This window comes from Paenarthrobacter sp. RAF54_2 (assembly GCF_052113945.1).
Taxonomy (GTDB): domain Bacteria; phylum Actinomycetota; class Actinomycetes; order Actinomycetales; family Micrococcaceae; genus Arthrobacter.
In genome coordinates this window covers 233225-254325 of the sequence record NZ_JBFRDV010000003.1, presented here as the reverse complement: position 1 = coordinate 254325, position 21101 = coordinate 233225, and the positions used below count along the sequence as shown (strand labels likewise).

Below are 21101 nucleotides of genomic sequence, written 5' to 3'. Positions count from 1 at the left end.
TCAGAGCACTTTCTCGAGGAAGGACTGGGTGCGGGACTCTTGGGGGTTGCGGAGCACTTCGCGGGCGTCGCCGCGTTCGACGACGTAGCCGTCGTCCATGAAGATCAGGGAATCGGCCACTTCGCGGGCGAAGCCCATCTCGTGGGTGACCACCACCATGGTCATGCCCTTCTTGGCGAGCTCCTTCATAACGGTCAGGACTTCACCGACCTTTTCGGGGTCCAGTGCAGATGTCGGCTCGTCGAAGAGCATGATTTCCGGATCCATGGCCAGGGACCTCGCGATCGCGACGCGTTGCTGCTGCCCGCCGGAGAGTTCGGCCGGGTAGCGGTCCCCGAAAGCGCCGAGGCCCACGCTTGTCAACAGTTCCTGGGCGCGTTTGGCTGATTCCTTCTTGTCCGCGCGCTTGACCAGGACCGGTCCGGACATGACGTTCTCCCGGGCGGTCATGTTTGGAAACAGGTTGAAGGACTGGAAGACCATGCCAACCCTGGTGCGCTGCTGGGCCAGTTTCTTCGCAGGCAGGGCGTGGTAGGCCTTGTCGGTTTCGTAGTAGCCGAAGTCCTCGCCGTTGACTTTCAGGATTCCGGAATCCACGGTCTCCAAGCCGTTGATGCAGCGCAGGATGGTGGACTTTCCCGAGCCGCTGGGGCCGATGATGCAGCAGATCTCTCCGCTGGCAATCTCCAGGTCGATGTCCTTCAGGACTGTCTTGGGTCCAAAGGACTTTCGGATTTTCCGGGCAAGGATAGTGCCGTCGGTGCTCATCGCGCGATACCTTCCGGGTCGGTCAGCACAACGGATTTCGACTTCCGCGGAAGCCGGGCTGTTGCGCGGGAGTACTTCTGTTCGAGCTTGGACTGCGGGTAGCTCAGCAGCAGGGTCATGACCAGGTACCACAGGCTCGCCACGATGAGCAGCGGGATGGTCTCAAAGGTGCGCGCGTAGATCAACTGGGTGCTCTGCAGAAGCTCGGCCACGCCGAGGACGCTAACCAGCGAGGTTTCCTTGAACATTCCGATGAACTGATTGCCGGTCGCCGGGATGATGGACGGCATGGCCTGAGGGATGATGACCTTGCGCATCCTCATGGACGCGCTCATTCCGAGCGAGTCGGCGGCCTCAAGCTGGCCCTTGCCTACTGCGGAGAAGCCGCCGCGGATGATCTCGGCCATGTACGCGGCCTGGTTGAGGGTCAAGCCCACAAGCGCTGCGGTGATCGGGCCCATGATCGTGTTGACGTCGATGGCGGTGCTGATGTCGGTGAACGGGATCCCGATGCTCAGGTTCGGGTAAAGGGCGGAGATGTTGAACCAGAAGATCAGCTGCACCAGCACTGGGGTGCCACGGAACAATGTGATGTAGAGCCCGGCTGTCATGGAGACCGGCTTCACGTGCGAAGCCCGCATGATCGCGAGGGCAAGCCCGAGCAAGGTTCCCAGGGCCATGCTCGCAACCGTGAGGAAGATCGTGAGCATGAGCCCGCGCAGGATCGTCTCAGCGAAGAAGTACTTCCCGACGATCTCCCACTTGAAGTTGGAGTTTGTGAGGACCGAGGTGAGGATCCCGACGCCGACGAGGATGCTAAGGATCCACCCCGCGTATTCCGATCGGGTCCGAAGCCGAAGCCGTGGCTTGAGGGCTGCATCTACGCTTCCCATGGCAACTTTGTTTCCTTTGCTGATAGCCGTTGTCATTCAGGCACCTGCTAGTTCAGCTTGGCGTCGGTAATGGCCCCAAACTCCAGGCCCCAGGTTTTGAGGGACTCCTTGTACTCCGGGTCCGCAAGGATCGACTGGACTGCTGCCTGAATGGCGGGGGTCAGGGGCGACCCCTTCTTCAGCGCAACTGCCGTGATTCCGGTTCCGCCGACGTTCAGCGGAGGGGTGAGCATCTGGAAGGAGCCCGGCTGCTGCGTCTGCGCCCAGGCGAGTGCCGTGGTGTCGTAGAGGATGCCGTCGATGCGCTTGGAGTGCAGCTGGACCAGGGCTTCCTGGATGTTGGGCAGCGTCACGGCATTGATTGCGGGCTGTCCCTTGGAGGTGCAGGTCATCTCGTTCAGGGCTGGAAGGCGCAGCAGCTGACCGGTTGAGCCCTGGGTGACGGCAATGCTCTTCCCACATAGGGTCTCGTTGGTGAGTTTCTGCGGATTTCCGGCGGTCACCCCAATGGAGCTGCCGGCCTTGAAGTAGTCGATCATGTCCACGACCTTGAGCCGGTCCTCGGTCTTGGCCATGGTCGAAACCGTGAAGTCGAAGCGGCCACCGTCAAGGCCCGGAATGATGGTGTCGAACTTCGTGTCCTCGAACTTCACCTTGACGCCAAGCTTCTTGGCAATAAGCCGGGTGATATCCGGGTTGAGGCCGATCGGGGTTTTGTTGTCCTCGGCGAGGAAGACGGTCGGCGGGTAGTGCAGGTCCGCGGCCACCGTGAGCTCACCTTTGTCCTTGTACGACTTCGGCAGGAGGCTCACAGCCTTCGGATCGGGCTGGACACCCTCAGAGATGTCCCTGAGGCCCAGTTCAGTGGGGCTGGCCGAAGGTTCACTACCGGCGGCGCTGCCGCACGCGCTCAAGCCAATGAGGAGGGCCAGTGAGGCCACAGCGGCGTGGACCTTGTTTTGTGTCTTCATGGTGTTTTCCTTGGAATTTATTTTGGTTGGGGATGGTGCGGTTACAGAAAAAGCCGTGTAGTGGTGCCAGATGGATGTAGTTAATGGCTGGGACGGGCCTTGCGTCACCTCACGGGTTCGCCGTCGAGGTCTGGACGGTAAGGAACCGGTCGGGGCTCAGGAGCGGGATCGTGCTGTCACTGGCACCGTGAAGGGCGTAGTCCGCGGCGATTTCGCCGAGCGCCGGCGCAAGCTTGAACCCATGACCGGACAGGCCCGTGAGGACAGTGATGCGGTCCTCGCCGCCAAGCCGCCCAACGATCCCGTGCCCGTCCTGGGTGTAGCCCTCCATGTAGGCGGCCACACGGACAGGATCCGGATAGAGTGCCGGGAAGGAATCGGCCACGAGTTGCCTGAATGCCTTCATTTCGTCGATGGGGACCGTCCGGTCGAGGGCGTCAGGGTCATCGACCAGACGGTTGACGGTGCCGGACAGGCCTAGTTTCAGCCCGTTCCCGTCCATCGCGGGCAGTCCATAAAACTCTTCGGGCGTTGTGCGTATGAAGCATGGGAAGTTGGCCGGATCAAATGCTCCGCGTTCCTTCGTGACGAACCACGCCGATACCGCCTTGCGAACCTGCACGAGTGGCGCGAGTTCGGGAAGCAGCTTGGCAGCCCAGGGGCCGGTGGTGATCACAACGTGGTCGTATCGCTCGCTCCGGCCATGGGCGCTGACCCAGACCCCGCCCTCCTTGACTTCGACCCCTTCAACTGGGCTGTAGGTGCGGAGTTGGGCGCCCAGCGACATGGCCCGGTAGGCGGCCTTCAGCACCGCGAGCTCAGGGCGAAGATAGCCAGCCTCACGGTCCAGGACAACGGCGTCGCCCTCGTGGAACGGATGATGCGGCCAGCGGGTGCGCGCCTCGTCGAGCGGAATGATGGAGGCGTCCACCCCGAACTTGTCGATGGAGTCACTGACGTTGGCCATCTGCGATGATGCCTCCCCCAGCATGAGATTGCCGGCAAGGGTAAGGAGATTGGTGCCTGTCTCGCCCTCGAGCTGTTGCCACAGTGCCTTGGCGGTGCGAAGCAATGGCACGTATTCGGGGTCTTCGAAGTAGGCGGTGCGGAAGATACGGGACTCGCCCGCGTGGGCGCTGCGGTCGTGGGCGATTCCGAACTGCTCGTAACCGACTACCTCCATGCCCCGTGAAGCCAGGCGCCAGGCAGACATGCTGCCTGCCGTTCCGAGACCGATGACGGCCACTCGCTTCTTGGTGGTGCTCACTCTGAAACCTCCTGGGTTAGAACCATAAGGAGTCCGTCTGCGGCGATCGCGGGACTCGTGGTGATGATCATGGGTATTCCGGCGTGCGTTGCCTTGACTTTGTGGATGACGTCGCCGAAGAGGTCACTGACCTGTCCGAGAAGCTCCCCCTTGGAAACAGGCTTGCCAAGTTCGACGCTCGGTTGCCACCAACCGCCCACCGGCGAATGAATCCAGCTCCAGCCTTGGTCGTGCTCCGCCTGGCCAGGGGTCTGCTCAACGTCATAGGGGAGCATTCCCAGGGTCGCCGCCACATTCCGCAGGCCCCTGACATGAATGGCGACAGCCTTGCGATCGATGATGCCGCCGCCTCCTGCCTCAGCGGTGATCGCCGGGACACCGGCATCCGCGGCCGCAGAACTCGTGGTGCCGGTGGTAACCCGTGAGGCGGCAGGCTGCCTGATCACGTGCTGTGTTCCGTACGCCACCGCGATCCGCCGTGCAGCCTCACCCACCGGTGACTCGTCGTAGATAACTACCGGCTCGATAGCTTCCGGTACGTCTCCGGAATGAAGGTCGACGACGAAGTCGGCTTCCCGGATGAAGCGTTCGAACACATGGTGTGCCAGTACGTCCGAAAAGCTGCCGTTCGGGTCGCCAGGAAAGCACCTGTTCAGATTCTTGCCGTCCATTGGAACGATGAAGGGCGTCCGGCTCAGGTAAGCCGGGAGGTTTACCACGGGAACCGCGGTGATGATCCCCCTCAGTTCCGCAGGATTGACCTCTGCAACAAACTCCCGCAGAGCAGCCATGGCCGCATACTCACAGCCATGGACGCCCGCGAGCATCGTCAGCCGCGGCCCGGGCTCCCCGCCATGGATCTCGATGTACGGCAGATCCAAACCGCCGCCAGGGAGAGCAGCGATGTGGAAGTGGCCGCGAACCACGGCCTCTTGGCTTCTGAAGCCATCATGCATTTTGATGTCCTATCCGACCATAGTGTCCGACAATCGTGTCCGACATGATTGTTTGATACTATCGTTTGGTGATCTAGTGTCAAGGCCCACTCCAAAGCGCGGGTGGCTGCCATTAGCCGATAGGGGTGTGAGCGCAATGGAGAGTCAACCTACCTCTGAGCCAGCAAGGACGTCTCTCGCGAGAACGCTTGCGCCTCGGGTTGCGGAGCGAACAACGCTCGTGGATCAAGTGGCGCACCGAATCAGGAGGGAAATCATCCTGGGAACTCTCGATCCGGGTCGGCATCTCGTAGAAAAGAGGCTCGCTGAAGATCTGTCTGTGAGCCGCGGCACAGTCCGCGAGGCCCTGACGCGCCTTGCCGCAACCGGGCTCGTCGAATTCTCGCCGGGTTCAGGTAACCGGGTTCGATACTTCAGCGACGGCGACATCGCCGAGATCGGGGAAGTCTTCGCAGCCCTCGAAGGACGAGCTGCCATGCACGCCGTGCTTCCGCCGTCCGAAAGCGTTGAGAAAGAACTGAGGCGCATCGCCGAACGCATGCGGGGGCTTCGTCTGCCAGAGGACGTAGACGATCTCATGAGGTTGGACCGCGAGTTCCACGGAACGCTGATGAATCAGCAGCCAAAGGCCAAACTGGTGGAGGCATGGCAGAGCCTGGAGTCGCTTCTCGCCGTCATGATGGTGCCGATAATGCGGCGCGGCGTGGGAACCGCCGACAGCCAGGCGGACAGGCATCTGCTGCTGGTCGACGCCGCAATGAGCGGAGAGCCCGAACTGCTCATCAAGGGTCTCGAACAGCACTACTACCAGGAGTAACAGCAGATCGGCCACGCCGTGGCCTCGTATTTCTTTGCGGCACCGAACCAGAATGCTCACCGCTCGAAAGTGGTTGATCGAGACCTGGCCTAAAAGTAGTGGGCTGCTATCTGACGACTCTTTGGATCAGGTAAGGAACCGGTCGGGCGTGGTGCTGCGCACTCGCCCGCGTCACGTTGCCGTCGTTCGCCTCAGCCACGAGGGCACCGGATCCGAACTCGAACCGCAACCTCTGGCGGGCCAAGTCCCCGCCGCGGCTCAGCAATCAAACGGTAGCTCTAGAGACATTTCCCGGGAGCGCCACCAAAAACTGGAGTGAGATTTCGGATCCCTTCCCTAGAATTTCCCACTTTTCTTCCAGGACGAATCACGTCAGAGACAGAATGTCAGGAGTCCCTGACTGCATCGACGAGACGATAACTAGTGAGTTGGAGGCGGATGCGCGTTTCGCTGCCGATGCCATCGCCGCCCGGATCGGAATCACCCGGAGAATGCGCAGCCCGAATCGCATGGTTGGTATGCGTTTCGCCCTCTCCGGGTCCGAGGATCTTTGTGCTCCCCGTCATAATGAGAGCTTGTCTTCTCCGGCGGAAGGTACGGGCGCTGAGTCGGCGGTTACGTCGTTCAGCCACTCCAGCGCTTTGGGCCAATACGAATGATCGGGCTGCAGGACGAACATGTGGTCGCCCCCCTGAACTTCCCGAAGTTCAACATTGTCCCCCACCCCGGCGGCTCTGGAGACGTATGCCTTGCTGTGGCTCAAGGGGACCCGGACATCATCCGAGCCGTGGACGACCAATTGGGGAACACGGATCGGTGCCTGCTCCAAAGGCGAAGCTTCTTCAAAGACTTTCTTGGTAAGACCAGCCTTTTCGAGGAAGACCGGCGTCGCTCCCTCTCCCAGTCCTTCAGCCGCGCAGCGGGCGACATCCGTGATCGGGGCGAGCGCAACGACAGCAGCCAGTCGCGCTGTCTTGGCCGCGAGCAGGGCCAGGTGTCCGCCGGCGGAATGTCCAATGACCGCAATGGATGACGGGTTTACCCGCAGCGGCTCTGAGGTCAGGTGGTGAATGGCTGCCAGGACGTCGTCCAATGTCCCAGGCCAACCGCCGTCGTCGCCATCGATCCTTCGATACTCTACGTTCCAAACCAAATACCCCCTCTGATGCAGATCAGCAGCCAGCTCATCCATCAGATGCAGGTCGTGTTTAGCACGCCACCAGCCACCATGGAGCAGCACGACAGCACTGTCCTGTGACCAGTTCTCGGGAAACCAGGCTTCGACAAACTGAGAAGGATGCTTTCCGTAGTTAATGACTTGCTTTGTCATTGCCACGCCCCATGGAGGACGCTGCGAACCACGGTTTCGGGGTTCTGAACGGTGTGCGCAAACGCCTTGGCACCTTGCGACCAAGGGAACTGGTCAGTGATAACTGATGCCGGATCAACCACGCCCTCCTGGACCAAGCGCACCGCCTCGGAGTACATGCCTGGGCCTCCCTTGATTCCCAGCACCGACAGCTCTTTGAGCAAGATGCTCGCTGGCGACGGGGAATGCGGCCCACGGCCCACGATGGCAACAACGGAACCCGGGGCTGCTATCCGTTCGGCGAGGTCGACGCCCGCGCCGGCCGCGGATGTCTCGATCACCAGTATCGGGCCGCCTTTAAGTGTCTCGATGTCCTCAGCTTCCGCCGGATCGAACATCTTCACGCCAAGGGAGCTGCCCAGGTCCCGGCGTCGCTTCTGGGGCTCGAAGACAACGCAATCCCATCCAAAGTGCTGGGATACCTGTGCCTGCAGGATGCCCAACGGGCCTCCACCAATGATGGCGGCGGCCCCCTGGCCGGGCATTAAGGGCGCCACCCGGCGAAGTGTGTGAAGGGCCACGGCGACGGGCTCCAAGACGGTGGCCGCCAGGTCTGATACCGCGTCCGGCAGCGGAATGAGTTGGGCCGCCGGAAGCTGTACATATTCAGCGGCCAAACCTGGGCCGAGCATGCCGAGGTATCCGCCGTCCGCGCAGAGCTGCACCTTGCCTTGCCGGCACATCGCGCATTTCCCGCATCGGACGACGGGGTCAACGGCAACGCGTTGGCCCTCTTGGAGATCGACTCCAGGCCCTACCGATTGGATGATTCCGGCTCCGTCATGCCCCGTTACCCATGGATACATGGATCCCCGACCGGAGTAGATGTGAAGGTCTGTGCCGCACAGGCCCAGAGCGACCATGCGGACAACGACTTGACCGGGGCCGGGCTGACCTAGGTCAGGGCGTACGACAGTATCCATCTCATAGGGTGCTGTCAGCTCAAGAACACGGCCACCGAGGCTGATGGCTGCAGCACTCATGAGATGCCGTACTTGCCCGGCGCGATGGTTCCCTTGGGATCCAGTGCCGCCTTAATTTGATGCGTGACCTGCTGCAGTACCGGCAGACGGGCCATGGCCCGTTCCTGCCAGTCAGTCGGGGTTCGTCCGATGGGGTAGCCGATCTCGTCGTATGCTTCGACCAAGGCAGCATAGGCGGCGTTCATGCGGGCTACCTCATCAGCGTCCTGACGGTTGAAGATGATGAGGTGCAGGCCGCGTGCTGCCCTGGTGCTGCAAACGAACTCGACGAAGTACTCAAACCCGTGCTCGGCAAGGACGCGGCGTGAGGTTTCGTGCTGAAGCTCAGCAGCTTCGCCGATCATAGGTGTGGCGGGCAGGAACCAGGTCGCGCCACCGCCAGGGCGCCAGTTGAGCATGTCGACTTCACTGTCTGTGGGTTCACCACTGTAGGTGTCGAGATGGATCTTGTAGATGGGGTTATCCAGCATTTCCTTGTGGGAAATGTAGGTGGCCTTACCTGATGCCTCGAAAACGGCGCGGATCCTACCGAGCGTGGGCTGCAGCGCCTCCTCGGAAGGCCCATACAGGGCGCCGGACACGAGCCACGCTCCGGTGCCATGCTTTTCCTGCAGTTCCCGGCGGATGGCATCCGGCAGTGGCACCTGACCGTCGGTGCGGTTATAAGGGTAGGTATCCTCCGTAGCGAAGCCGTAACCGCCGGAGGTCACCTTGATGAGGGTAGGAACCACCGAGTTGAGCTTCAGCGGGCGCACCATTTCAAAGATCTCGGAAAGGTCCTCGTCCTCCGCGAAGGAGAAAGCAAATCCCACAATGACCGGCGGGCGTGGCATCAGCCAGACAGCAGTCTGCGTGACAATGCCGAAGTTGGATTGAGTGAAGATGCCGTCCAGGAGCGGTCCGAACCCCGACTTATTAGTAAAGCGGCTATTGGAATTGGGAAGGGACCCGTCTCCGGTGTTGAAGATTTCCCCGTTGGGCAGAACTACTTCCATCCCGCAGAGCGTGCCGAAGTGATCGAAGTGAGGGGTGTAGCCGGCACCGCGGTCGAGGGCATTGCCGATGATGCTGCCATCGGGCGGACCGGAGGTTCCGCTGATCATGAACTTGTCGCCGAGTTCGGCCATTTTTGCCCGAAGCTGTCGGAAGGTTACTCCCGGTTCGATGACGGCGTAGCCGAGTCGTTCATCAACTTCCAGGATGCGGTTCATCCGTTTGCCCAGGTGCATAACCACCTGGCCTTCCCGGACTGGGGAAAACTCTCCCATGCCCCAGTTATGGCCCGTGCTGGTCGGCCACAAAGACACTCCATGCTCGGCGGCCAGGCGAACAATGGTGGAAACGTCTTCAGTGGAAGAAGGAAAAACAATCCCATCGGTTTGACGGTCTCCGCCAGGGAGCCGGTTGCTGCTGTATGAGGCGCGGCCAGCATCCGAAACGTCAACGGCATCTTGACCAAGGATCTGGGAGACTGCCTCAAAGAACTTTTCTGACATTAGAAGAAACTCCTGTTTGAAGGGTTTTTTGTTTGGCGGCTAAATCGCCGACCAGCCGCCGTCGGAGGCCAGAACCGCGCCGTTTAGGTTGGTGCCGTCGTCGCTGAGCAGGAAAGTGATTGAGGCTGCCAACTGTGCGGCGTTAGCGGGCGTGGGGATATTGGCCTGCATGAGTGGGATGAGCCGTTCGGTGGCCAGTTGGGAGCCGAAGTTTGCCTCGATGCCAGTGAGTGTGGGCCCGGGAGCCACGGTATTGAAGCGAAGACCCTTCGGGCCGTACATCACGGCGGAGTTCTTGGTCAGGCCAACAACGGCATGTTTGGAGGCAGTGTATGCAGCCCCGGCAGCCGAACCGCGGATGCCGGCCTCTGAGGAAACGTTGACTACCGACCCCGCCCCGGCTTCCAGCATCAGCGGTACAACGGCGCGGGTAAGACGCATGAGGGCGGTGACGTTGATCCGGAAAACGCGGTCCCAAAGGTCATCGTCCACCTCATGGATTGGTGCGAAGTTATCCATGATTCCGGCAATGTTCGCCAAGGCGTCGATGCGCCCGCCGGCGGCAGAAACCACAGCGGCAATAGTTTCCTCAGTAGAGATGTCACCGGCCACTGGCACCAGGTCCAGGTTCTTATTCTCTTCAACGAGAGCGTCGAGGCGCTGCTTGCTGATGTCCGCGGCGATAACCTTGCCGCCCTCCTTGGCGATGCGCATGGCAGTCGCCTGCCCTATGCCGGACGCTGCACCCGTTACGACGACGGTTTGTCCCGCAAAGCGGCCATTAGTGATGGTTTCCTGCCACGAGGCTTCGCTGCCCATGATGTCCTTCCAGACGCTGATGATGTCGCAGCCAAGATTACGACACTCAGTGTCATAATGGAAGGGTGAATACTGGTGAGATGCTTTCGAACGATTCAATCACTATCCACCGGTCGCCGGGGCGGCCGGTGAGCATCGACCCTGAAGCGGTTGCCGCCCTTGCCCTCAAAATGTTCGCCGAGCGGGGGTATGAGCAGACCTCGATGGAGGATATTGCGCGGGAGGCCCGCGTTGGGCGGAAGACTTTGTACCGCCATTTCGCCAATAAAGCAGAGTTGGTATGGGGCGGGATGGGACCTGTAATAGAAGCCTCCGCCGCCGCCTTGGAGTCGGCCCCTGCACATCCCCTGTCCCGACAGGCGATTCTGGACGGACTTCGGGAAGCCGTGCTTACGGGTATTGCCGCCCTCCCGGACCTCGCCGTGACCCGCGGGAGACTCCGATTGATCGCCGAACACCCGGAGCTGCTGAGCCGCAGCCAGGAATTCTTAGGGACTCGCAACGACCAGACCCGCTCCTACCTCACCGCCCGTGGCATTCCTGAAGACACTGCCCGGTACCTGTGCGCCGCTCTTGCTGGCGCATTATTCGAAGCCTGGCTGCAATGGGCGGCTAATGATGACACTGACCCTGCCCCCTACCTTCGGCGGGCGCTTGCCGTCCTCCAGCTGGGCTAACCAGGTCTTCGCCCCCATCTTGGACGGATGACGTACGCTCCAGGGTCAAAGTTTGGCCCGGAGGATCAACTGCTTCGCATTTCGATGCTTGAGCTGGTGCGATCCACTGGAGTGGCTCTTCAAGGGCTTTGCTGCAGCCGACACCCATCTGTGCGCCGCGGCCGCTCAATGCACTGCATTCCCAACGGGAAATTTCAGCCCCTATTGACGCGTGTCACCCACGCGTGATTAGATCGGTGACGCGCGTCACCCACGATGTCGCGACTAACCGCGAGAGCGCCTGACTTCACGAATAGTTCACGATCGATCCCCGCAGAGGAGAACGTTCCACGATGACCGAATACCCTGTTCCAACCACCATCAGCCTCGAGGCACAGAATGTATTGGCCATGGCCGCCGGAAGGCCGCCGCAGCCTGATCCCGCCCCTGAGGATGTCGAGGTCTGGCGTGCCCTGGCGGCGGCCGCCGAATCCTCAGACCCTGTCTTCGTCGAAACCATGGCGCGAGCGACAACTGGCGCCGTGACATCAGACGTTGCAGTAGCAGTAGAAGCCGGCGAGGTTCATGGGGCGAAATTCTTTATGGCTGAGCCGTCGGACATCGCAGCTGACGACGAGCGGGTCCTTCTGTACATCCACGGCGGAGGTTTCCTTTGGGGCGGCGGGCCCACTGCGCGCCGCTCCACCGAGCTCATCGCCGGCAACATCGGCGTGCGCACCTGGGGAATGGACTACCGGCAACTCCCGGACAACCCGTTCCCGGCTGGCCTGGATGACTGCATGACGGTATACCGCGAACTGCTGAAGAGCCATAGGCCGGAGACGATCGCCATCGCCGGGCAATCCGGAGGCGGCAATCTCTCAGCAGCCCTTCTCCTTAGGGCCCGAGACGAGGGTCTGCCAATGCCAGCCGCCGCCTGCCTCATTTCTCCTTGTGTCGATTTCACGCTTGCCGGCGACACGTACACCACCCTCGGGTTTGGCCTCAGCGAATGGCACCCGAAGAACATGCTCGAGCTATACCGCGGTGATCAGTCACTCGAGCACCCCTACATCTCACCTCTGTTCGGCACATATACCGCAGACTTCCCGCCTGTCATGCTGACCTCCGGGACGCGCGACTTCCTCCTCTCGGATACCGTGCGGTTGCACCGCAAACTCCTTCAGGCCGGCGTCCGCGCCGAACTTCATGTCTGGGAAGGTGCCCCGCACGGCATGTTCATGGGAGAGGCTCCGGAGGATCGAGAACAGATCGAGCAGGCGCGCCGATTCCTTGAAGCCTCCTGGGCAGCAGCATGAGCTTCATGAGAGACGACGACGCTCAACCGCGGGAATCAACCATCCGTTGACGTGCACCAGCGCGTGGTTAAGCCGTGACGAGTCACTGACAATCGCTATTGATTTTTCTAGGAGTGCTAATGGCCAGGAAACCATTCAACGAAGGATGGGCCGTCCGGACGAGGGTCAGTGCTTTCGCTGAACTGGGCGGAGCAAGTGAACAGTGGGTTGATGTAATGCTTCCGCATGATGCGCTGATCTCGAAGACCAGAAGCGGTGATGCTCCTGCCGGCGCGGCTGGCGGATATTTTCCCAGTGGTGCTTTCGAATACCGCAGGATGCTCGATGTTGATGAGGCAGATCGCGGCAAGGTGTTCGCTCTCGAGTTCGACGGCGTTTACCGGGACGCGATGGTGTACGTCAACGGTGCCCTGGCCGGCCAAGACGCTTATGGCTACTCGCGCTTTACCGTGCGCATTGACCCGTTCCTTCGGTTCGGTGCCGCGAACGAGGTCCGGGTGGTCTGCCGGGCGCATAAGGACAGTCGCTGGTACACCGGTGCCGGGATCTACCGGGACGTGCACCTGATTGTTAAGGAGCCTATCCACATCGGGGTAGATGGTGTCCGTGTCACCACTGCTGACATCGACAGCAATCGCGCGATGGTGGAGGTGACTGCAAGGATCACCAACACCACCGCCGTGACCACCACGGTCAACTTAGCAGCGTCGGTCAATGAAGAAGGCATCGCCGAGGTCGCCAGCGACGAGTCCCCTGTCACACTGCTTCCAGGCACCTCGGCTGTGGTGCGCCATCGGCTGATGGTCGAGAATCCTGCCTTGTGGGGATTCGATTCGCCGTCCTTGTACACGTGCGTCCTGCTGCTGCGAGACGCAGGCGCGGTCATCGACAGGGAATCCGTCACGTTCGGGATCCGTCGGATCCAGGTCGACGCCAAGAGAGGGTTGAGGCTCAATGGTGAGACGGTGAAACTGCGCGGTGCCTGCGTTCATCACGACAATGGACCTTTGGGTGCGGCGACTATTGCCGCGGCCGAGGAGCGCCGGGTCCGGGTCCTGAAGGAAGCCGGTTTCAACGCCATCAGGAGTTCGCACAACCCCGCGAGCTCGGCACTCCTGGATGCCTGTGACCGGCTCGGGATGCTCGTCATCGATGAAGCGTTCGACGTTTGGACCTCGGGTAAATCCGATTACGACTACGCCACTGATTTCGCGCAGTGGTGGGAACGTGATCTTGAGGCCCTTGTGGCCAAGGACATCAATCACCCCAGTGTGATCATGTACTCCATCGGCAATGAGATTCCGGAAACCGGAACTGCTGATGGCGGGGTGTGGAGCCGCCGGCTTGCCGAAAAACTGCGGTCGCTGGACGGGACCCGGCCCATCACCAACGGTATCAACGGTTTTGTATCGAGTCTGGACATTGTCCTGGCCGGCATGAAACAGCACCAGGGCGCAGCTGGCGACACCGGAGCGGGCGTGAACGGGATGATGACCCAGGTCGGAGACATGATGAACCATATCTCGGCCTCCGAAATGGTCAGCGAACGGACCGCCGAATCCTTTTCGGTGCTTGACGTGGCAGGAATGAACTACGGTGACGGACGCTACCTGCTGGATAAGACGCTCTTTCCGAACCGCGTCATTGCCGGCACTGAGACTTTTCCGGGGCAGATCGCCAAAAACTGGGACCTCGTCAAAGCCAACGATCATGTTATTGGCGACTTCGCCTGGACCGGGTGGGACTACCTGGGAGAAGCCGGCTTGGGCTCGGTGGGATACGCCGACGGCGGCCATGGTGCAGCAGCAAGCGTGGCACGTCCCTACCCGTGGCTTACCGCGTGGACAGGCGACATCGACATCACAGGTGAGCGCCGCCCCGCCTCCTACTACCGGGAGATTGTCTTCGGGCTCCGGTCAACGCCATACATCGCGGTCCAGCGCCCGCAGTTTCATGGGCGCACACCGCTCATGACGCCTTGGTCCTGGAGTGATGCGATCAGCAGCTGGACCTGGGAGGGATTCGAGGGACAGCCGATCCAGGTGGAGGTGTACTCGGACGCCGACGACGTCGAACTGCTCCTCAACGGGGTGCCTGTCGGACGATCCAAGGTAGGAGAAAACCTGGCCTTCCGTACCGATTTCGACATCATCTACACCCCCGGTGACTTGACCGCTGTCGCGTATAAGGACGGCCAGGAGCATTCCCGTGTGCAGCTATCCACGGCACGCGACCGATTGCACCTTGACGTGAGCTCCGACGTCGACCTACTCACAGCCGGCACCGGGGACCTCGCCTTCCTGCGAATAGCACTCACGGACGGAAGCGGCGTTCTTCACAACGGCCGGGACCGCGAGGTCGCCGTAACGGTGGACGGACCCGCGGTCCTCCAAGGCCTCGGAAGCGCCAATCCCGCTACAGACGAGCCCTTCACAGCAGGCTCACATACAACCTTTGACGGCCGCGCCCTGGCCATCATCCGCCCAACCGGGCAAGGCCCTGTCACCGTCACCGTGACAGCCTCCGGATGCCAACCGGCCACCGTCACCATCGGTGCCAACGCAACCGAAGCAACGGGAGAACGTCAGCTCGTCTCCTAGCACAAGCACCACCGCTCCAACTGTGTTTACTTCACCTCAATCCCCCAACACCCGTACATCAAGACGACGGAGTCCTGCCGTGAAAAACAACAACAACCTTCCTCCGGCCACCGCCACCATCGGGGGCACACCAGCCGAGGTGGCGGAGGAGCAAATACTTCTTGCTCCTCCTGTCACCGGGCAGGTGGACCTGCCCAAGGTCAGCGCCAAGTACATTTGGCTCCTGCTGCTGGGCATGTTCGGAACCTACATCGCCCTCGTGACACCCATTGCCCTGTCCCTGGCCATCAAGATCAAAGCAATTGCACCGGATCACGAGGAGTACCTGGGGTTCGTCATCGGCGCCGCCGCCGTAGTCTCGCTGGTCTCCGGTCCCATCATCGGGGTGCTCAGTGACCGCACCCGAAGCCGCTTCGGGCGCCGCCGCCCCTGGCTCGTAGCCGGCTCCCTTCTCGGAACCCTGGGCCTGCTCATTATCGCCCTCGCACCGGACGTGCCCATGGTTACCGTGGGGTGGGTTGTCACGACGCTGGGCTGGAACACCGTCATTGGAAACTTGACCAACTCCCAGGCAGATCGCCTGCCGGAGTCCCAGCGCGGAAAAGTCGGCGGCCTGGTCGGCTTCGTCACCATGGCAGCACCGGTGACAGGCGCCATCCTCGCCGGCAGCCTCGCCAAAGACGCCTTGCTGCTCTTTATGATCCCCGCGGTGCTCGGCCTGGTCCTTACCGTTCTGTTCACATTCGTCATCCGTGAGGACGACAGCCGCACCCGCAACTTCGAGGACAGGCTGAACCTTCGCCTGGTCCTGTCCAAATTCGTGTACAACCCCCGCACGCACCCCGACTTTTCGTGGAACTGGCTCGGACGATTCCTTTTCTACTTCGGCCTCACCATGAGCTCAACCTTCACTGCGTTCTACTTCGCACAGCGGCTCGGGGTTCAGATCACCGAAATAGGCACCCTCGTGGCAATCGGCGGGATGCTCGGTATCGTCACGGTGATCATCGGCTCCATCGGAGGCGGCTTCCTTTCCGACAAGCTGCGCAAGCGCAAGCCCTTCGTGCTCAGCGCCGGTTTCATGTTCTCCGCCGGCGCAGTAGTCATGGCTTTCGGTGACAACCTGCCCATGCTTCTCATCGGTTCAGCCATCTCAAACCTGGGCCTTGGCATCTTTTCCGCCGTTGACCAGGCTCTGGTCCTGGACGTACTGCCCGAGCGGGACACCGACGCCGGACGGTTCATAGGCATCAATGGACTCGCTAACTCCCTGGCACAGTCAGCCGCCCCGCTGATCGCACCGCTTTTCCTGGGCATTGGTGTAGCCGCTGGAGGAGACAAAAACTACTCCCTGCTTTACCTGCTGGCCGGAGCCTTCACGATCCTCGGCGGCGTCGTCGTCCTGAAGGTCAAAGCCGTCCGCTGATCCCGCGGTCCGACACGGAATGCAGCAGACAAGCGTGCAACCGGGCCACCCCTACTACAGAGGAATTCCATGCAGAACATCGACGTCAGCCAGCTGACGCTGCAGCAAAAAGCGTCCCTGTTGATCGGAGATACCTTTTGGTCAACCACTGCCATCAAGGACCATCACATTGGTGCCGTGACCATGGCGGACGGACCCCACGGCGTCCGCATGCAGAAGCATGGGACTGACCACCTCGGGCTATACCGCAGTCAGCCCGCAACGTGTTTTCCGCCTGCGGTAGGAATCGGATGCAGCTGGAGCGAGGACGTCGCCGCACGCGTCGGCGCCGCCTTGGCCAAAGAATCACAGGCCCATGGCGTGGACATCCTCCTCGGCCCGGGCGTGAATATCAAACGCTCACCTCTGGGAGGCAGGAACTTCGAGTACTACTCCGAGGACCCGCTGTTGTCCGGCGTACTTGGGAGCGCCTACGTCAAGGCTTTGCAGGAGCACGGTGTGGGAGCATCCGTGAAGCATTTGGCGGCCAATGACCAGGAGACCGAGCGCATGGTCATCAGCTCCGACGTCGACGAACGCACACTCCGCGAAGTGCACCTGTCAGCCTTCGAACGAGTCGTCACCGAAGCGCAACCGGCGACGGTCATGTGCTCATACAACAAGATCAACGGCGTCCACGCCTCAGAAAACCGCTGGCTTCTCACTGATGTACTGCGCGGCGAATGGGGATTCAACGGCGTTGTGGTGTCCGACTGGGGCGCGGTCCGCACACGGCCGGCAGCACTGAACGCCGGCTTGGATCTGGCAATGCCCGGACCAGGGCAGTACGCCACCGAAGCGCTCATCAAGGCCGTCCAAAACGGGAGCGTGAACGAGTCGGCGATCGATCTGGCAGTGGAACGGGTTCTGGACCTTGCCGCCTACAGCGAACCCCGCATCACCGGGACCGCCCCAACTGAGTTCGATTCCGCAGCGCACCATGAACTGGCACGTGAGCTCGCCACCGAGTGCGCTGTCCTGCTCAAAAACCAGGACGGCGTACTGCCCCTGAAACCAGGAACATCCCTTCTGGTTGTCGGAGAATTCGCCACCAACCCCAGGTACCAGGGCGGGGGCAGCTCACACGTCAACGCCACACTCATCGACATACCCCTGGAGGAACTCAAGGCGGGGGCCGCTGTCTCTGATGGCAGCGTCCACTACTCGCAGGGCTTCTCTCTCCAACCCGGCGAGAACGATGCTGAACTCCGTGCCCACGCCGTGGAGGCGGCCCGCACCGTGGACGTCGCTGTCATATTCGCGGGCAACCCCGAAGAGGAGGAATCCGAAGGGTTCGACCGGACGAGGCTGGAACTCGCCGCTGTGCAGGTCGAGCTCATCCGGGCGGTCGCGGCCGCCGCCCCCCGTACCGTCGTTGTCCTGGCGAACGGGGGTGTTGTCTCCCTTGAAGAATGGCATGACCAGGTGGACGGCATCCTGGAAGGTTTCCTCCTCGGCCAGGGCGGCGGTAGAGCGATCGCTGACCTGCTGTTMGGTGTGACGAGTCCCTCCGGACGCTTGGCCGAATCCATTCCTTTCCGGCTGCAGGACACGCCCACTTACCTGTCCTTCCCCGGCGAGCAGGGCCACGTCCGTTACACCGAAGGCGTCATGGTCGGCTACCGCTACTACGAAACGGTGCAGCGGCCCGTCCGGTACCCTTTCGGGCACGGGCTAAGTTACTCCACCTTCGAAACAACGGACCTCCGGGCCGAAGCGCGCGGCCATGACGAAATCGCTGTTACGGCGAATATCACCAACACCGGAAAGATCCCGGCAAAACACGTCATACAGATCTACCTTTCAACCGACGCCGGGCCGGTCCTGCGCCCGGAACGGATCCTCGCCGCCTTCACCAAAGTCCTCCTTCAACCGGGCGAAACCCGGGAGGTCCATTTCCTCCTGGACCGCAGGAACCTTCGGTACTGGGACGTTATCCTTGACCGCTGGGTTGTCGCCCCGGGCTGCTACACCGTGCAAGTATCCGACAATGCCTCACACGTCCTGCTGGAGCAGGACGTGGCACTTGACGGTGACGAACTGCCACGCCTCCTGTCGCTGCAATCCGACGTTGCGGAGTGGCTCGCACACCCCACGGCGGGGCCGGCACTGGCGAACGAACTCAACCCCATCATGGCGGCATCCGGCCAACAGCTGGACGACGACAGCGACGGCACCCGCATGGTGCTCTCCATGCCCATGAACCAGATCCTGAGCATCCTCGGCGGTGCCATTGACGGCGATTGGCTTGTCTCCCTGCTTGAGCAGCCCGCTGAGGCTACTTCCTCCCCCGCCTGCCCACCGGCCTGAAACCCACGGAAAACACACCCATGACTGAGATTCCCACCCCGCACATGACACCACGCCCCATCGAAAGGACACCAATGACAACGTTTGGCCCGGATTTCCTCTGGGGTGCTTCGACGGCGCCGCACCAGATCGAGGGAAACAACATCAACAGTGACTGGTGGGCCCGGGAAGGGCTCTTCCCTGGTATGGAGCTCAGCGGTGACGCGAACGACAGCTATCACCGTTACCGGGAGGACATGACCCTCCTCGCCGAGGCTGGCTTGAACTCCTACCGGTTCGGAATCGAGTGGGCGCGCATCGAACCCCGGCCCGGAGTGTTCTCCCCTGCACTGCTGGCTCATTACCGTCACATGATTGACACCGCCCTGGAGCTGGGCATCAAACCGGTCATCACCCTCCACCACTTCAGCTCCCCGCGATGGTTCGCAGACGAAGGCGGATGGAGTGCCCCCGCTGCACCCGAACGCTTCTCACGCTACGTGGAGGCCGCTTCGTCCATTCTGGGCGACGTCGGACACGTCATCACCATCAACGAACCCAACATGCTCGCCATGATGCTCAATCTGGAAGCAGCAGCCAGCCGTGGTGAACTGGACTCGTGGCAGAGCCCCACTGTCGAAAACCAGGGTGAGACCGAATATAAGCAGCCTCCGCTGCCGGTTCCGGTGCCAGACGACGGGAAGTACGTCGTCGAAGCCCACCATCTGGCGCGCGAGGCACTGCGCCAGCGCACGGACGCCCAAGTTGGCTGGAGCGTGGCAAACCAGTCCTTCACTGCAGCACCGGGAGGAGAAGAACGCCTCCTGCAGATCCGGTGGAACTTTGAAGACCTTTACCTTGAGGCCGCGAAGGGTGATGACTTCGTCGGTGTTCAGTCCTACACCTCCCAGCAGGTAGACGCCAATGGTCTGGTGCCGCATCCGGCCCATCCGGACAACACCATGATCGGTACCGCATACCGGCCGGACGCGCTTGCTATGGCGGTAAGGCACGCCGCCCAAGTGGCAAACGTGCCCATCCTTGTCACCGAGAACGGTATCGCCACCCCGGATGACACACGGCGCATCGCCTATACCCGCGAGGCCCTGCAGCACCTGGCCGCGGCCATGGAAGATGGTGTCGACGTCCGCGGTTACCTGCACTGGTCACTGTTGGATAACTACGAATGGGGCCATTGGGAACCGAAATTCGGCCTCGTCGCCGTAGACCGGACCACCTTTGAACGTAAACCCAAAGAAAGCCTCGGATGGCTCGGAAACATCGCCCGCTCCGGCGGCGCGAGGCTCAGCGGGTCCTGACAGGCCCGGGGGAACGCCGCCATGGGCAGCCCGCCCTGAAGCCGAAGCTATGATAATTAGACCTCGAACAACGGAAGGCGGGCGGTCGTGATACCCACCAGCCAGGATGTCGCCAACCGTGCCGGGGTGGCTCGTTCCACGGTCAGCATGATCCTTAACGGGAAAAAAGCCTTTTCGCAGGAGACGCGGGACCGTGTTGCCAAAGCTGTGGCTGAGCTAGGCTACGAGCCATCGTCAGCAGGACGTACGCTGGCCCGCGGCGCCAGCGATATCGTGATCGCGCTGATTCCTGACACAACCTTCGGACGCAACCTTCAAGACATCTACGGTCTGCTCACGGATGAACTCGCTGCACGAGGCCTGACACTTGTCCTGCGTCTATCGAGCCGTACTGACGCTGATTTCGACAGGCTCATCGTCGGGCTGAAGCCACGTGCAGTCCTGACGCTGGCTGCCCTTTCCGAGGGACAGCGCGCGCTGCTTGAACGCCGGGGCGTCAAGCTGCTGGAGACCGACGAATCCGGCAGTCACGGCATCAACGCGCAAATCGGAAGACTGCAGGCGCGATACCTCATCGAACGCGGCTATCAACAGCTTGCGTACGCGCACCTGCGGGACGCGCGCAGCGACCCGTTCGGCGGCCCCCGCGAACGCACCTTCAGGGAAGAGTGTCTTAGGCAGGGCCTTGACGAACCCCACGTTCTGCATCTTGATATCACACCCGTGGACGCCCGAAAGGCGCTGGAAGAATTGGGACACCGAGGATTTGCCGTGGCCTGCTACAACGACGACGTCGCCACCGCACTTTTGCACGCTGCCCACGAGAAAAGCTGGAACATCCCCGAAGACATCGCTCTGATCGGAATGGACAACACCCCATTGTCGCAGCTGACCATCCCCCCGCTGACCACGATGGGATACGACCCCACTCAGGTCAGTCAGCTCTCGATGCAGTCGCTGCTTAACCGTTTGGATGAGCAGCAGTCGGACCAACCCCTTCCCGAGCTTCACATCGACATCATCGAGCGGTCGACCGCCTAGGCCACCAGCCCAGGATCACTACCCGCGGGCGGATGAGCCCTGCCCGGTATGCACACCCCTCCGCCCGTGAAAA

Annotated in this window: 18 protein-coding genes; 8 read left to right on the top strand and 10 right to left on the bottom strand. The window is 61.5% G+C overall.

The genetic code is table 11. The annotated features are described in order from the left end of the window. From AB4Y87_RS03925 to AB4Y87_RS03905, 5 genes are all read right to left on the bottom strand, one after another. The gene (locus AB4Y87_RS03925) at window positions 1-768 is read right to left on the bottom strand and encodes an amino acid ABC transporter ATP-binding protein (protein ID WP_441437322.1); all 768 of its coding nucleotides are present in this window, start codon (window positions 766-768) and stop codon (window positions 1-3) included. Further along, window positions 765-1661 (bottom strand): amino acid ABC transporter permease, encoded by an 897-nt coding sequence (locus AB4Y87_RS03920; RefSeq protein ID WP_442003132.1) that lies wholly within the window; start codon window positions 1659-1661, stop codon window positions 765-767. Before AB4Y87_RS03920 ends, AB4Y87_RS03925 begins: the two co-directional genes overlap by 4 nt. Window positions 1662-1708: 47 nt before the next feature. Next, window positions 1709-2632: an ABC transporter substrate-binding protein gene (locus tag AB4Y87_RS03915; protein ID WP_441437324.1), complete on the bottom strand. Its 924-nt coding sequence runs from the start codon at window positions 2630-2632 to the stop codon at window positions 1709-1711. A gap of 109 nt (window positions 2633-2741) precedes the next feature. Next, the gene (solA, locus tag AB4Y87_RS03910; protein ID WP_441437325.1) at window positions 2742-3899 is read right to left on the bottom strand and encodes an N-methyl-L-tryptophan oxidase; all 1158 of its coding nucleotides are present in this window, start codon (window positions 3897-3899) and stop codon (window positions 2742-2744) included. Continuing rightward, window positions 3896-4855 carry a succinylglutamate desuccinylase/aspartoacylase family protein gene (locus tag AB4Y87_RS03905; RefSeq protein ID WP_441437326.1) on the bottom strand — a complete coding sequence of 320 codons (960 nt, stop codon included), beginning with the start codon at window positions 4853-4855 and terminating at the stop codon, window positions 3896-3898. Before AB4Y87_RS03905 ends, solA begins: the two co-directional genes overlap by 4 nt. Here AB4Y87_RS03905 and AB4Y87_RS03900 point away from each other — a divergent pair. After that, window positions 4764-5672 (top strand): GntR family transcriptional regulator, encoded by a 909-nt coding sequence (locus AB4Y87_RS03900; RefSeq protein WP_442003131.1) that lies wholly within the window; start codon window positions 4764-4766, stop codon window positions 5670-5672. The genes AB4Y87_RS03905 and AB4Y87_RS03900 overlap by 92 nt on opposite strands. 386 nt (window positions 5673-6058) lie before the next feature. Here AB4Y87_RS03900 and AB4Y87_RS03895 read toward each other — a convergent pair whose 3' ends face one another. Genes AB4Y87_RS03895 through AB4Y87_RS03875 form a run of 5 tightly spaced genes read right to left on the bottom strand, consistent with a single transcriptional unit; the run spans window position 6059 to window position 10339 of the window. Beyond that, window positions 6059-6238, bottom strand: a complete 180-nt coding sequence (locus AB4Y87_RS03895) for a hypothetical protein (RefSeq protein ID WP_442003130.1) — start codon at window positions 6236-6238, stop codon at window positions 6059-6061. Next, window positions 6235-7002, bottom strand: coding sequence for an alpha/beta hydrolase family protein (locus AB4Y87_RS03890; RefSeq protein ID WP_441437328.1), 768 nt, complete (start codon window positions 7000-7002; stop codon window positions 6235-6237). Before AB4Y87_RS03890 ends, AB4Y87_RS03895 begins: the two co-directional genes overlap by 4 nt. Further along, on the bottom strand, window positions 6999-8024 hold the full coding sequence (locus AB4Y87_RS03885) for a zinc-dependent alcohol dehydrogenase (protein ID WP_441437329.1): 1026 nt from the start codon (window positions 8022-8024) through the stop codon (window positions 6999-7001). Before AB4Y87_RS03885 ends, AB4Y87_RS03890 begins: the two co-directional genes overlap by 4 nt. Then, a complete protein-coding gene (locus tag AB4Y87_RS03880; protein ID WP_441437330.1) occupies window positions 8021-9520 on the bottom strand; it encodes an FAD-binding oxidoreductase in 1500 nt (499 codons plus the stop codon). The genes AB4Y87_RS03885 and AB4Y87_RS03880 overlap by 4 nt, the downstream gene beginning before the upstream one ends. A 39-nt stretch (window positions 9521-9559) precedes the next feature. Continuing rightward, window positions 9560-10339 (bottom strand): SDR family NAD(P)-dependent oxidoreductase, encoded by a 780-nt coding sequence (locus tag AB4Y87_RS03875; protein ID WP_441437331.1) that lies wholly within the window; start codon window positions 10337-10339, stop codon window positions 9560-9562. 80 nt (window positions 10340-10419) lie between these two features. On the opposite strand from AB4Y87_RS03875, the gene AB4Y87_RS03870 reads away from it, so the two are divergent. The 7 genes from AB4Y87_RS03870 (at window position 10420) to AB4Y87_RS03840 (ending at window position 21028) form a co-directional block, all read left to right on the top strand. Continuing rightward, the gene (locus tag AB4Y87_RS03870) at window positions 10420-11016 is read left to right on the top strand and encodes a TetR/AcrR family transcriptional regulator (RefSeq protein WP_442003129.1); all 597 of its coding nucleotides are present in this window, start codon (window positions 10420-10422) and stop codon (window positions 11014-11016) included. 332 nt (window positions 11017-11348) lie between these two features. Then, a complete protein-coding gene (locus tag AB4Y87_RS03865; RefSeq protein WP_441437333.1) occupies window positions 11349-12314 on the top strand; it encodes an alpha/beta hydrolase in 966 nt (321 codons plus the stop codon). A gap of 119 nt (window positions 12315-12433) precedes the next feature. Further along, window positions 12434-14914 carry a glycoside hydrolase family 2 TIM barrel-domain containing protein gene (locus AB4Y87_RS03860; RefSeq protein ID WP_441437334.1) on the top strand — a complete coding sequence of 827 codons (2481 nt, stop codon included), beginning with the start codon at window positions 12434-12436 and terminating at the stop codon, window positions 14912-14914. 79 nt (window positions 14915-14993) lie between these two features. Next, window positions 14994-16340, top strand: coding sequence for an MFS transporter (locus AB4Y87_RS03855; protein ID WP_441437335.1), 1347 nt, complete (start codon window positions 14994-14996; stop codon window positions 16338-16340). Between the two features lie 69 nt (window positions 16341-16409). Continuing rightward, the gene (locus AB4Y87_RS03850; protein WP_442003128.1) at window positions 16410-18689 is read left to right on the top strand and encodes a glycoside hydrolase family 3 C-terminal domain-containing protein; all 2280 of its coding nucleotides are present in this window, start codon (window positions 16410-16412) and stop codon (window positions 18687-18689) included. A gap of 20 nt (window positions 18690-18709) precedes the next feature. Beyond that, window positions 18710-19987 carry a glycoside hydrolase family 1 protein gene (locus tag AB4Y87_RS03845; RefSeq protein ID WP_442003127.1) on the top strand — a complete coding sequence of 426 codons (1278 nt, stop codon included), beginning with the start codon at window positions 18710-18712 and terminating at the stop codon, window positions 19985-19987. A gap of 87 nt (window positions 19988-20074) precedes the next feature. After that, on the top strand, window positions 20075-21028 hold the full coding sequence (locus tag AB4Y87_RS03840) for a LacI family DNA-binding transcriptional regulator (RefSeq protein ID WP_441437338.1): 954 nt from the start codon (window positions 20075-20077) through the stop codon (window positions 21026-21028). Window positions 21029-21101: the final 73 nt, after the last annotated feature.